We start from the raw sequence: 12,046 nt of genomic DNA on the forward strand, positions 1-12,046 counted from the left end.
TTGTTCGACAGGAACATCGTAAGAGTCGGGCTCTGGCAGTTGAATATGGCAGAGTGCTGTATTTATTGGCCGTTTTGCCCGTACAAAAAGACGAGGTGTACAGAGGCAGAAAGCCTGATGCCGGTAAGTTAAAGAATTGGAGCGACGAAAATCCTGTGGGAGCGTGGCTTGCCCGCGAAGAATGCACCGCAGTTTTTCAGGTACTACGCGTCATCGTTCTTCGCGGGCAAGCCACGCTCCCACAGGGTCTGCGTCTTAACTTATCGGCATTAGGCAGAAAGCCCCTTTTTTTGTGTTCAGAACACTGCAGAAAGGACGAATGAGGTGACGGTGTTTTCCACCCCAGGCATCGCCGAGATTTCCTTCCAGACGAGGTGGACGCGTTCGGGTGAGGCTGCATTGACTCGAAGCATCAGATCAAACTCACCACTCAAGACTTCACACTGAACCACTTCGGGGAGCGAGCGCAGCGCGGCAAGTACCTCTTCCCCACGCATGCGGTCGTAGCGGTAGACAAAGATCACGGCACTGATCAGCGATGAAGGCCGTCGGGAATCACCGAGACGCACCGTATAACCCTGAATGGCGCCGTCTCGCTCAAGACGCTCAATGCGCTGTCGTACAGCATTGCGAGACAAGTTGACCTTGGCGCCCAGCTCAACATGGGCGACTCGAGCATTCGCTGTGAGTTCGGCGAGGATGCGCTCATCCAGCGGATCCAGAATGCGCTTCATACATGCCTCTGCTGCGCCAACAAGAGGGCTTGGCACAGACCCTCCAGATCGCCTTTAGCCAAGTAAGGTGGCTGAGCCGAAATGTCGGGAGTCGTTGGCACCTCTCCCCGCCAGACACCTAATTCGGACAATAGGGCCGCAGACTTGGCTGGAGCAATTTGCCCAAAGGTCACCATCGGAGCCCCCAGGCTGCGTCGATGAATTCGGCCAGCCAGCACACCGACAGCGGTATGTGGATCGATTGCAGACCCGGTTTCACGGAACAACTTGACGACTTCATCGCGAACCTGTGATTCGTCTACCGCATAGGAATCGAATAGAACTCGGGCCCGGAGCCACTGCTGGTTGCCAATGCTCAACTCACCGCAGTCCTCAAAGTGCTCCATCAGCGCCTTCACTGAGCCCCCATCGTGCCCATACAGCTCCCAGATGAACCGTTCCAGGTTGGAGAAAAGAGAGAAATCCATCGCGGGAGATAACGTACGGTTACTCACTCGGGTCGAATAGCGATTACGATGAATGAACTGGTGAAGTGCATCATTACTGTTCGTGGAAATGATCACCTGGTTGATGGGTAATCCCATTTTCTGGGCAAGGTAGCCAGCGTAGATCTCAGCAGAGCTGGCCGCTGGAACGCTGAAGCCTACAGGACGTGTCCCCCCGCCCAGTTGCAAGGCCGCGTGGAAATAAAAAACGATCTGTGCGAGGACACCGACCCAGTTGGTGGAGTTGAAACAGACCGGTATTACCCCCTCTAACGGCCAGTCACGCAAGAGCCGGGAGACCAACGTCTGGCAGTCGTCGAAATTACCGTCTACCGGGAAAAGCTGAACCCGCTCAGGGTCTGCCGCTTGCAGGGCAGAGAGTTGTTCAGCCGGTACCCCATGGCGCGGATACATAATCGCCATACGGGTGCCCGGGCAATTAGCGAATGCCTCAAGCGCCGCCAGCCCGGTATCACCATTGGTCGCACCGACGATCAGCGCCTCGCCACCGACCTCACCCAGGAAATGCTCCACCAAACGCGATTGCAGTTGCGCAGCGAAATCTTTGGAAGAATGGGTCGGGCCATGAAACAGCTGGAGTATCCACTCGTTATGGCCAATCTGCTCAAGCGGGGTAATAGCGCGATGATTAAAGTTCCGATAGCTGTCGCTGAGCAACGCACGCAGCGTGCTTTCGTCCATGGAAGAGCCAACGTAGGGTGAGACCACTCGCCAGACCAGCTCATCGAATGGCAGCCACGACCAACTGGTAATTTGCTCCTCAGTGAAGACAGGCAAAGTTGCCGGGACATAGAGACCGCCATCTTCGGCAAGCCCCGACAGAACCACACTGCGAAAGTCCGCCCGCACTTCACCGCCGCGTGTGCTTACGTAATACATGGATGACTCCGAATTACAAAGGGCGGTGGGCTTGAGCCACCAGCCATGTAGAAAAAGTCGCGGCATCAGGCGAGAGCACCTCGGCCTGCTCGCGCACTAGATAAAAGGACTCGCTGGCTTCAATTCGGTGACTGAATGGAGCAATCAGGTGCCCACTCTTGAGCAAGTCTTCCACGACGGAAGACCGCGCCAAGGCAACGCCCTGCCCCAGTTCCGCCATGCGGATTGTGGAAATCAGTGTGTCGAACTGAAGACCACGGGAATAATCGACATCGTCTGCACCCACCCGCTTCAACCAGTAACCCCAACCTTCCTCGTATCCCAATACATGCAGCAAAGAATGGTTCATCAAATCGCGAGGCTCACGTATCGGTGAGCTGGCCATGAGCTGTGGCGAGCAAACGGGCTGGAGGATGTCCCACGTTAATCGCTGAGCGTGCAATCCCGACCACTCTCCGCATCCCCAGCGAATCTCCAGGTCATCCTCTCCATCCGGTTCCTTCACCCAAATGTTGCTGATATATCGGATATCGATTTGCGGATACTCGCGACAAAAATCTGCGAGCCGAGGGGCCAACCAATAGTGAAGGAAGGAAAGGCTGCCACGCACCTTCACATGCCTTCGATTGCGCTGGCCAAAAATCTCGTTTGTACCCACTGCAAGACGACTGATCGCGTCTTGAACTACCGGCAGGTACGACTGCCCTTCTTCCGTCAATCCAAGCCCTCGGGGCAGGCGCTTGAATAGCGCCACACCGAGGTGACACTCCAACTGACGGATCTGCTGACTGACTGCACCTTGAGTCAGGTGCAGCTCCTCGGCTGCATGGGTGAAGTTCAAATACCGCGCCGACGCTTCGAATGCCCTCAGCCAATTCAGGGGCGGTAGTGATTTTTGACTCATCGGCGCAACCTCATCGGGAATTATCTGTGCTCAATCATTGCCTGAGCTATTCACGCTGCGCCAGCGGAATGATGGACAGCCGCTGCCAATGCCAACCGCTCTTCCCGCTTCTTGCGAGTGATCCAATAAACAAAGTAGCACCACGCGATAAACGGAAGACCGAAGTAAAGCGCCACTCTCTGCTCAGGATCAAACGCAATACCGACACAGGCCAGCAAGCAACACAACAGCGCACCAATGGGAACCCAAGGGTAGCCGCGCACCCGGAAATGCAGATCTTCAACTCGCCCGCCATTGGCCACGTAGTGGCGTCGGAAGGCGATTTGGCTCGCGGCGATGCTCATCCATACGACCACGACTGCAAGACCCGAAATCGACACCAGGGCCAAGTAAACCGTGTCAGGGGCAAGCACACTGCTTAGCAGAGATGCCACAGCACCCGCCATGCTCAAAACAATCGCGTTAACCGGTGTGCCCCGGCGCGAAAGCCTGGCGTAGCGCTTGGGCATGTGCCCTTGATCACTCAACGTCCAAAGCATGCGCGAAGCTGCATACAGCCCCGAGTTAGCGGCGGAAATCAAGGCGGTGAGAATGACGAAGTTCATAATGTCAGCTGAGTACGGGATGCCAATCAGCTCAAACACCATCACGAACGGACTTTCAATGATTCCCGCCTGCTCGCGGGGCAGCAAGGTCGCCAGTACGAAAATCGTACCCACGAAGAACAGCGCCAAACGGACTACTGTCGTGCGGATCGCCTTGGGAACGCTTGTCTGAGGGTCCTGCGCTTCACCGGCGGCAATCCCGATAAGCTCAGTCCCGGAAAATGCGAAGGAGACAGCTAGAAGTGTCATTGCAATGGGTAAGAAGCCTGTCGGGAAAAGCCCTTCACGGGTAAAGTTTGAGAGCCCGACACCCTGCAAATGCTGTACTTGGAAGAGACCGAAAATAGCCGCACCACCAATGACAATAAAAGTAATAACGGTCAAAACTTTGATGAGTGAAAGCCAGAACTCGGTTTCTGCAAACAAACGAACAGAGGCAACGTTGCTTGAAAAGACCGCCATGGCAAAAAGCGCGCTCCAGATCCAGACCGGTGTCTCAGGGAACCACCGAACCATCAGGATACCCGCAGCCGTAAACTCAGAGCCAATAGCGACCGCCCAAGTGAGCCAGTACAACCACGCCACGGTATAGCCCGTGCCGGGGCCCAGGTATCGAGTTGCGTAGCTACTGAAAGATCCGGTTTCTGGCATCTGTACCGCCAACTCACCGAGACAGACCATCACCAGATACACCATCACCGCACCGATGATGTAGGCAATCACCGCGCCGAGCGGCCCTGCCTGATTAACGGTGTAACCGGAAGTAAGGAATAATCCCGTGCCGATAACACCGCCCAACGCCAACATCACAATGTGGCGGGTTTGCATTTCTTTCTTGAAGTTTGATTCTGGATCGGGCTGATCATTTTTTATTTGAGTGGTCATCGCTATATTCTCATGAAATGTCCGGACAAAATTCCTTGTTACTGGCTATTAGACAGCACCATTAATTTGTCGCTAGTTGTTATTGTTTTTACTATTCATGAAGAACTGTCCGACCCTACAGTCGGCAGTCTTATCCGAGTTCAGGCTCCCACCTCAGTGAAACGCTCGGTGTTATCAGCGTGGTGACGTGCATGATTTTGTTTACTGCGAACTAACGTGAATGCTTGTTTAAGATCAGCCAATAAATCGGCCGTCTCTTCAATACCCACGGAGACCCTGACCAAGCCCTCGGAAATTCCAAGTGCTTCGCGTTCCTCCAAGGTGTTTTCCACGTGGCTGGTTGTCCGTGCCGGCCCGTAGATGGTTTCCACCGCGCCTAAGTTACCCGCCCGATGTGCATACTTAAGCAGCGGTAGCAAACGAGTCACCGTGTCCATGCCTCCCACCAGCACGAAGCTGATGATTGCGCCGAATCCGCGCATCTGCGAGCGAGCAATGACATGACTTCGATGTTGAGGGAGTCCCGGATAGTTCACAGACTCCACCAGTGGCTCGGTGCATAGATACTCGGCCAGCACTTGCGCGCTCGCCTGTTGCTGGCGCAAACGCAAAGCCAGAGTCTTGATACCGCGGATGATGAGATAAGCCGAGAAAGGATCCAGCGAGGCTCCATTGATTTCGCGGTAATGGCGAACTTGAGACATCAGCTGCTCGGTGCCGCAGACCACACCGCCAAGCACATCGCCATGACCGGATAGAAACTTGGTAGCACTGTGCACGACTACATCAACCCCGAGTGCAAGGGGGTTCTGATTCAAAGGCGTCGCGAACGTGTTGTCTGCTATGACCAACGCCCCAACACGCTTCGCCGCCGCCACGAGACGTCGAATATCCAGGACTTTCAGTGTTGGGTTCGTCGGGGTTTCCAGATAGAGAACAGTGCAGCCTTTAGCGATCTCATGCTCGATAGCTTCGGTGTCGAGGGTATCGCAAAGCGTGACCTCGACGCCCATGCGAGGGAGAAACTCTTCAAAGATCTTGTTAGTGCCACCGTAGCTGTCGCGGGTAGAAACCACACGTTGACCACAGGACAGGAAGGTATGCAACACACCACTGATTGCCGCCATCCCGGTACTGAAAGCGACAGCCGATTCTGCGCTTTCAAGCTCGCAGAGTTTGTGTTCCAGGACAGAGACAGTCGGGTTGCTCATGCGGCTGTAAATGAAACCAGGTTCTTTACCCAACGCCACGTCATACCATTCATCGATGTCATGGTAACCGTAGGCGGCGCTGACGACGATGGGAGTCTGGGTAGCGTTGTAGGGATGCTGAACTTGCTCCCCTCCCCAAACCACTCGTGTCCCCATACCAGCACCCTGGCTTTGGTCGGGCTTTAGCTTGTCATCCATAAATTTATCTCGCATCGATGAAACACAAAGGTGTTCCGATTGGGCTTGCGATGACTATATGGAAGGCTTGACCGCATGAAAAATCATGTTATCTGGGGCTAAGGGGTTCTTTTTTTAATGGATGAACGATATGAAAGGGCCGCGACAGCACAGATAACCAACCTCTGTACGCACCTCACCCATGGGTGATCAAGTGCTGCGAAACAGCAAACGAATCATCAGTGCATCGTCCGCGTAAACAAGGTTGAAGAGGCGCAGGCAGATCTACTCTTGACCCTCCGTAACCACCTTCCAACTGTCATCTGGATCAAAGCGCTTCATCGACTGCGCCAACTTGTCACCACCGGGTCCCAGGTCTTTTTCGAACACCTGTCCTTCATGACTGATCATGAAACTCATCACCCCGGTGTCATCGTATTTCGCCGGCCAGGCGATCAGTGCAAAGCCACGGCTCATCTTGTCACCGATGAGGTAGCTATAGGCGCCGCCAGGTGCGGAAGGCCCCTGGCCATCAATGATGCGGAAGTGATAACCATGCCAGTCTTCGCCGGCAATGGTTTTACCGAACAAGGGACCCAACGGGCTGATCTGACCGCTATCGTCATCCGCCCAATAAAGCCCGTCGTGCTTGCCGGCGGTGCTGAAGATTTTTTGCGCATAGGCGAGTGCGCCGTCACCGTCGCGATCCACTGACGCATAGTCCATCTGGACGTCATGATAAGTCAGCACTGATTGCAACGCGGCGAGTTCGTTGCGGCCAATTCGACGTGCACGGACTTCGGCGCTACCGGCGTCGATGTCGAAGCGCCAACCGTTCGCGGCTTTTATCATGGGGATAGGCAGTGTCCAGTGGTCACGGCCGACCGACAGGACCGCCTTGCGATCGCTGGTTTTTTCAATGCTGTGTTGCTCGTGGTATTGCTTCAAAAACGCATCCACATCTTTGCGCTCCACGCCTTCGCGTGGGATGAAACTGCGCCATTCATTACCCAGCAGTTCTGTCAGGCGTGCCTGGTCGGCGCGTTCCGTACCCAGTGCTTCAACGAACGTTTGAGCGGCCTCTTCTGGCGTTGGAAATGCCTGCTGTGCCGTAACAATGCATGACCACGCCAGGCCGGCAGTTATCGCCAAGGCATGAGGGAGCGTGCCCATGAGTGCCTTCAATCGAGGATTGTTTTTCAACGACGGCCCCCTCTTTGACGCGCGGGTGGACTGGAGGGGCGACTGATCTGATGGCCGGCTGAACGCGAGGCACCGGGGCGCTGGGCGGATGCCACGCTGGCCTGGCCACGACTGGCCTGTGCGTTAGCCTGGGACGGTGAGCGCGCACCGGCGAATGCATTGTTGCGGGCACTTCCCGTACTGGCGGACGGCCGGTTTTGCGCAGCTTGGCGCGCCTGAGCGTTACCCTGTTCGCGCTGATTTACCTGAGCGGTCTGTTTCCTGGGTTGCTGACTCTCCCGAGTATTTCTGGCAGTACCCTGGCTTCTGTCAGACGACTTCGGTCTGTCTGTACCTGCTTGCATCCGATTGCTGGCCGAGGTTCCAGACTGGGCTTCGCGTGCTCGATCACGGGCTTCGCGGTTGCTGGTGGCAGGTCGTTCGATACCGTGCTTGTCCATTGAACTGCGGGCTTTTTCACGAGCCTGGGCGCGCTGAGCATCGTCCCCTCGATAGGCCTCTCGCTGATTGGCGCCACCCAGTTGTCGGCCGTACTGTTCGCGGCTCTTGCTGTCTCGATAGGGAACGCCATCGCGATGAGCGGCGTTGTGCTGCCACTTGTTCTGGTTATTGGTGATCTGGTTGTTGCGATTGATGTTGTTGTAGCGATCGACATCAATGTCGATGTCGTTATTGCCCCAGTCACATTCACCCCACAACGAGCCGATGATCGCCACACCGGTACCAAACGCCAACCCGGCCATCAATGCCGATCCGGGGTAATAGGCTGGCGGCGGTGGATAGTAAACGGGAGGCGACGCTGGATAGGGCCAGGTGCCGTAGGTTGTTGTCGGGTTATAACTGGGGACGTACACCACCTGCGGATCGGAGGGCTGAATGATGATGGTGGAAGTGCTGCTGGCCGGAGCTGCCGGTGCCGCGGCAGCCTGAACCGTCACGTTCTGATATTGGTTGCTCTGCAGGTTGCCTGCTGCTTGCGCCTGATGACGCAAGCGTTGCACGCCCCCCATGACATCGTCGGGCTGCGCCAGGAAGGCATCACCCAGGCGTTGTACCCAGACGGGATCCTGTCCCAGCGTTACCAGCACCTGTGGGAAAGCGACCAGCGCTTGCACGCTCGGATCCCAGGGCTGGCTTGCCACTTGTTTGACCGCATCATCGCCCTTGGCTTCAGGGTGTGCTTTAGACCAGGTTACCGCCTCGGCGATTTCCCCGGGGTACGTGGTGGCCATCAGCACCTGTGCCAGCAGTGGGTCCGGGTAAAGCGCAATGGGAGCCAGCATTTGATCCAGCTGTTCCTGGGTAAACACGGCATCTTTGGCCGCCGCCGTGACGGGTGCTGTATCGGCAGCGTTTGCGGTCGCGCTCGCATCCAATGGCTGCGCCAGGCAGTAAGGTCCGCTCAAAAACAATACAGCTGACACCGCGTAAAACAATGGAATGCGCATTGCACCCCCTCTGTGGTCAGGCAGGCTTGAGCGCCTTGATCGTTCCGCCCTTCCCTGCACCGTCGCGCCCGTCAAAGACGATGCAGATTTTCATGCAATTACCCTTGGTTGTTCAGGTTCAAGGGGTTATCTGATAGCCCCGTTGCTGCATGCAACTGTTGTAGGCCGAAGCAGTAGCCGCCGGTTCTGCCCGGCGATCCTGACGACGATCCTGACGTTGCCGGGATCCACCTACAACCGCACCTGCCACAGCAGCATCCTTGGCCTTGTTCTGTCGATATTCCTGTTTAACGTCGTCGTCTACCTTGTCATAAACCTCGTCATACTGACGACCGCGCGCTCCGGCAACCGCCGCACCTGCTACTGCGCCAGAAGCGGCACCACGGGCACGTCCACCCGATTGGGGCGTTGTGCTGCTTGCTGCGTTGCCGGCTTGAGCCTGGCATGAGCTGATGTCCTGCTGAATCATTTCGGGGGACTGCCCTTTGAGCGGCGTTACGGTCTCGGCTGAAGCGCAAAGGCAGAATACCGAGACAATCGTAGCCAGACCGGGGGGGATGAATTTCTTCATAAAGCCTCCACTGCTATCAGTGTGCTTTGGATCTTTGAGTCTAGCTCAGCGTCTGGCGACTAACCCTGGAACAAAGTTCTTATGATGCAACCTCTAATTCCTTTTGTACTGCTACTCCCTCGAACTCGAACTCGAACGGGTGCGGCAAGTTTTAAGCACTGACTTACACTGCGATATACCCAATGCGAACAAATGACTGTTCAACGGATCAATAGATCCCACAGCAATCCGGGTATCAGGTAATGAATCAACCCAACATGAAAACGCTCACCCGTCTGCTCGCTGCCAGCGTTTGCGCGGCGACGGGCACCTGTGCCAATGCTTCGCCGACCTTCCAGACCAGCTTCGACTGCGCCACGGCAAAGGCATCCGTCGAAAAGCTTATTTGTCGCGACCCACAACTGATGCAGATGGATATCGAACTGACGCGTCTTTATCGCCTGGCGCTCACCGATGATCATTCAGTGCCGCCTCCAGACAAAATCTTGATCGACCAGCAGTTCTGGATCGAAGCCCGCAATCAGTGTGCCTCCACGTCTGAGGCCAAGGCATGCGCGATCCGAAGTTATGCCGAGCGCGCGCATCAGCTACGTCAAGGCTCGGCAATTGCGAGAACCAAAGATCCAGACAGACTCACCGAAGGCCCCCTGGCTTTTCGGTGTACAGGGTTAAACGCGTTGATTGCCGCCACTTTCTTTAACACCCAGCCGGGTGTCGTGTACCTGAAATGGGCGAACGCCTCGATCACCCTGAACCAAGTGCCGAGTGATTCGGGAACCCAATACACTGGCAAGGATTCCCAGGGAAGCTACAGCTTCTGGCAAGACGGCAACGTGGTGCTTTTCCAGAAACCAGGCTCTGGGGAAATGAGTTGTACGGCCGAGCCGATCGGCTGAGACCGTCTCTCACGTACTCGGCGATTTATGCCACGGATAGCCTTTGGCACTGAGTTCAAAGGCGTATTTGAACAAGCGCTTCATGTACTCGCCATCGAATTTATGGAGGCGAGAAATGTGGAAGTCGGCGCCGATGTACGCCAGGTTGAAGTCCGCCCCGTCCTGCTGGGCAATTCGATAAATCCGATCCAGATCGCTGATCCCCTGATTCTGGATCAATGCGCTGATGGCTCGACCACCGATGTTCAAGGTTCGGCGCTTGGTTCCGGACCATTGCAGTTCCAGCTTGCCGTTGCGAATGACATAGAAATGCCGTTCACGCCGCAAACGCGCCCCGGGCACTTGGTTCAGCGCCATCACGGTGCCGGGTGGGTAAAGGAACACCTGCGTCAGGACACCTCCGTCCACGTGCATTTCCTGAAACGGGTGGCCGTTGACGTCCACATCAATCATGACGGGTGAGACGGCTCCGGGAATACTCATCGACGCGACCATGATGTTGCGAAACAGCTCGAGCGCTCCCGGTGCCTGGCTGGAGGCAATAGCGCCCATGTTCCAGGTGACCGGGCGCCCTGAATCAAGGTCGGTTGTACCAATCATCAGGAGCCGTCCCTTGGCGTATTCCGATGCGATCGCCGCAAGAATCCCGGCAGTGACGTGCTGCGCAATGAGCCGCGACAGTGGCTTGCTGTGGGCCATACCATCGCTGGTAAGACGGGTCAGCATATTGCGCGCATGGAAAATGTCTTTTGGACCGACTGCATTGCAGATACGCACAATGACATCGTCGTACTGGGGCCCCAGGTAGGCAAACGGGGCGACCAGGGCGCCAGCGCTAATGCCGGTGACGACTTTGAACACCGGTCGAGACCCATGCCGGGTCCATCCCGCAATGATGCCCCCCGCGAATGTGCCGGCGTCGCCGCCGCCCGAAACGGCCAGCAAATTTGCCCGCGGCAGGATGTCGTTCGGTAGCCCTGCGCTGGCGAGCGCCTCAGCCTCTCGAAGGTTGGCCTGGCTCACATCCCGAATGAACGGCGTCAGGTCCTGGTCCAGCCAGTAGCGAGCATCTGGAATGCCCGGGATCAGCGCTTTTTCCGTTAACGTTGGCGGCACCGCATCACGGCGTTGCAGGCACGCTTGACGCAACATGTTCAGGGTTGAGGCGCTGGGTCTGAGCTGGAATGGTTTCAACACGCCTCCTCCGGCCCCTGCCATTGGCAGAGCCCGTCACGCACGCTCGACACACCCATGACCAGTCTCAATGGCGAGTGACCTGAACATCTTTCATGCTAGCGCAAGCTCAGGCAGTCATAACGTTGGTGGGACGTCCGGTCTGTCTTGCGGCTGATCCTCCCCCCATAGACGCTCATCAGAAAACGCGAGCAATCACCGCAGCTTCAGCGGATCAACCAGTTCAGCGGCGATGGCCATGCCCACCAGGTCCGGCAAGGTATTGGCCTGCATGCGTTTCATCACCCGCGAACGATACAGGTCGACGGTTTTCGCACTGACGCCCAGTTGCTCGGCGATCTCCCGGGTGGTGTAACCCTGGACCAGCGGCAGCAAGACATCGCGCTCCCGCGGGGTCAGTGTCAGCAAACGTGCCTGCAAGGCTTCGTGCCCTTGATTGCCCGAGCGGCTTGCCGCGCAGTTGCTGAGCGCCTGTTGCACGCTGTCCAGCAGCAACTGCTCGTTGTAGGGCTTCTCGATGAAGTCATGGGCGCCCGCCTTGAAGGCGCGAACCACGATCGGCACGTCCGCGTGCCCGCTGACGAAAATGATCGGCAGGTTCAGCTCACGTGCGCGCATTTCTTCCTGCACGTTCAAACCACCCATGCCGGGCATGCGAACATCGAGCAGCACGCAGGCAGCGAGCGTGGCATCACAGGCATTGAGAAACTCCACGCCACTGGTAAACGGCAAGGCTTTGAGCCCTACCGACTCCAGCAACCAGACTGTCGAATCGAGCATGCCTTGGTCATCGTCGACCACATACACCACGTGCTCCGTCACACCTGCCATTA

At 56.5% G+C, this 12,046-nt stretch carries 11 protein-coding genes and 1 pseudogene; 1 reads left to right on the forward strand and 11 read right to left on the reverse strand.

The window, feature by feature from the left end; genetic code table 11:
- Positions 1 to 296: 296 nt before the first annotated feature.
- The 9 genes and pseudogenes from AB3226_RS29250 to AB3226_RS29290 all read right to left on the reverse strand — a co-directional run bounded on the left by AB3226_RS29250 (position 297) and on the right by AB3226_RS29290 (position 9,123).
- Complete coding sequence (locus AB3226_RS29250) at positions 297 to 734, reverse strand: Lrp/AsnC family transcriptional regulator (protein WP_038983282.1); 438 nt, start codon at positions 732 to 734, stop codon at positions 297 to 299.
- A complete protein-coding gene (gene thrC, locus AB3226_RS29255; protein ID WP_367375633.1) occupies positions 731 to 2,119 on the reverse strand; it encodes a threonine synthase in 1,389 nt (462 codons plus the stop codon). Before thrC ends, AB3226_RS29250 begins: the two co-directional genes overlap by 4 nt.
- A 13-nt stretch (positions 2,120 to 2,132) precedes the next feature.
- Complete coding sequence (locus AB3226_RS29260) at positions 2,133 to 3,023, reverse strand: LysR substrate-binding domain-containing protein (protein ID WP_038983284.1); 891 nt, start codon at positions 3,021 to 3,023, stop codon at positions 2,133 to 2,135.
- Between the two features lie 50 nt (positions 3,024 to 3,073).
- On the reverse strand, positions 3,074 to 4,513 hold the full coding sequence (locus AB3226_RS29265; RefSeq protein WP_367375634.1) for an amino acid permease: 1,440 nt from the start codon (positions 4,511 to 4,513) through the stop codon (positions 3,074 to 3,076).
- A gap of 140 nt (positions 4,514 to 4,653) precedes the next feature.
- Positions 4,654 to 5,922: a cystathionine gamma-synthase family protein gene (locus AB3226_RS29270; protein ID WP_367375635.1), complete on the reverse strand. Its 1,269-nt coding sequence runs from the start codon at positions 5,920 to 5,922 to the stop codon at positions 4,654 to 4,656.
- A gap of 264 nt (positions 5,923 to 6,186) precedes the next feature.
- Entirely contained in the window at positions 6,187 to 7,074 is an 888-nt protein-coding gene (locus tag AB3226_RS29275; protein ID WP_367375878.1) for a DUF2950 domain-containing protein, read from the reverse strand.
- A 26-nt stretch (positions 7,075 to 7,100) separates the two neighbouring features.
- Positions 7,101 to 8,552, reverse strand: a complete 1,452-nt coding sequence (locus AB3226_RS29280; protein WP_367375636.1) for a DUF3300 domain-containing protein — start codon at positions 8,550 to 8,552, stop codon at positions 7,101 to 7,103.
- Positions 8,553 to 8,580: 28 nt separating this feature from the next.
- A pseudogene (locus tag AB3226_RS29285) lies at positions 8,581 to 8,646 on the reverse strand (hypothetical protein); the annotation flags it as partial.
- Positions 8,647 to 8,670: 24 nt separating this feature from the next.
- On the reverse strand, positions 8,671 to 9,123 hold the full coding sequence (locus AB3226_RS29290; RefSeq protein WP_367375637.1) for a hypothetical protein: 453 nt from the start codon (positions 9,121 to 9,123) through the stop codon (positions 8,671 to 8,673).
- 257 nt (positions 9,124 to 9,380) lie between these two features.
- Here AB3226_RS29290 and AB3226_RS29295 point away from each other — a divergent pair, with 257 nt between their 5' ends.
- Positions 9,381 to 10,019: an MliC family protein gene (locus AB3226_RS29295; RefSeq protein ID WP_367375879.1), complete on the forward strand. Its 639-nt coding sequence runs from the start codon at positions 9,381 to 9,383 to the stop codon at positions 10,017 to 10,019.
- Between the two features lie 9 nt (positions 10,020 to 10,028).
- Here AB3226_RS29295 and AB3226_RS29300 read toward each other — a convergent pair whose 3' ends face one another.
- On the reverse strand, positions 10,029 to 11,213 hold the full coding sequence (locus AB3226_RS29300; RefSeq protein ID WP_367375880.1) for a patatin-like phospholipase family protein: 1,185 nt from the start codon (positions 11,211 to 11,213) through the stop codon (positions 10,029 to 10,031).
- A 195-nt stretch (positions 11,214 to 11,408) separates the two neighbouring features.
- Positions 11,409 to 12,044, reverse strand: coding sequence for a response regulator transcription factor (locus AB3226_RS29305; RefSeq protein ID WP_367375638.1), 636 nt, complete (start codon positions 12,042 to 12,044; stop codon positions 11,409 to 11,411).
- Between the last annotated feature and the right edge of the window lie 2 nt (positions 12,045 to 12,046).

This window comes from Pseudomonas lini (genome assembly GCF_964063345.1).
In the GTDB taxonomy this organism is placed as follows: domain Bacteria; phylum Pseudomonadota; class Gammaproteobacteria; order Pseudomonadales; family Pseudomonadaceae; genus Aquipseudomonas; species Aquipseudomonas lini_B.

What these genes read in the sequence shown, in the direction of transcription:
- AB3226_RS29265 (WP_367375634.1), bottom strand. Translation starts at nt 4,513, where the DNA reads ATGACCACTCAAATAAAAAATGATCAGCCCGATCCAGAATCAAACTTC.
- AB3226_RS29250 (WP_038983282.1), bottom strand. Translation starts at nt 734, where the DNA reads ATGAAGCGCATTCTGGATCCGCTGGATGAGCGCATCCTCGCCGAACTC.
- thrC (WP_367375633.1), bottom strand. Translation starts at nt 2,119, where the DNA reads ATGTATTACGTAAGCACACGCGGCGGTGAAGTGCGGGCGGACTTTCGC.
- AB3226_RS29295 (WP_367375879.1), top strand. Translation starts at nt 9,381, where the DNA reads ATGAAAACGCTCACCCGTCTGCTCGCTGCCAGCGTTTGCGCGGCGACG.
- AB3226_RS29275 (WP_367375878.1), bottom strand. Translation starts at nt 7,074, where the DNA reads ATGGGCACGCTCCCTCATGCCTTGGCGATAACTGCCGGCCTGGCGTGG.
- AB3226_RS29305 (WP_367375638.1), bottom strand. Translation starts at nt 12,044, where the DNA reads ATGGCAGGTGTGACGGAGCACGTGGTGTATGTGGTCGACGATGACCAA.
- AB3226_RS29260 (WP_038983284.1), bottom strand. Translation starts at nt 3,023, where the DNA reads ATGAGTCAAAAATCACTACCGCCCCTGAATTGGCTGAGGGCATTCGAA.
- AB3226_RS29290 (WP_367375637.1), bottom strand. Translation starts at nt 9,123, where the DNA reads ATGAAGAAATTCATCCCCCCCGGTCTGGCTACGATTGTCTCGGTATTC.
- AB3226_RS29270 (WP_367375635.1), bottom strand. Translation starts at nt 5,922, where the DNA reads ATGGATGACAAGCTAAAGCCCGACCAAAGCCAGGGTGCTGGTATGGGG.
- AB3226_RS29280 (WP_367375636.1), bottom strand. Translation starts at nt 8,552, where the DNA reads ATGCGCATTCCATTGTTTTACGCGGTGTCAGCTGTATTGTTTTTGAGC.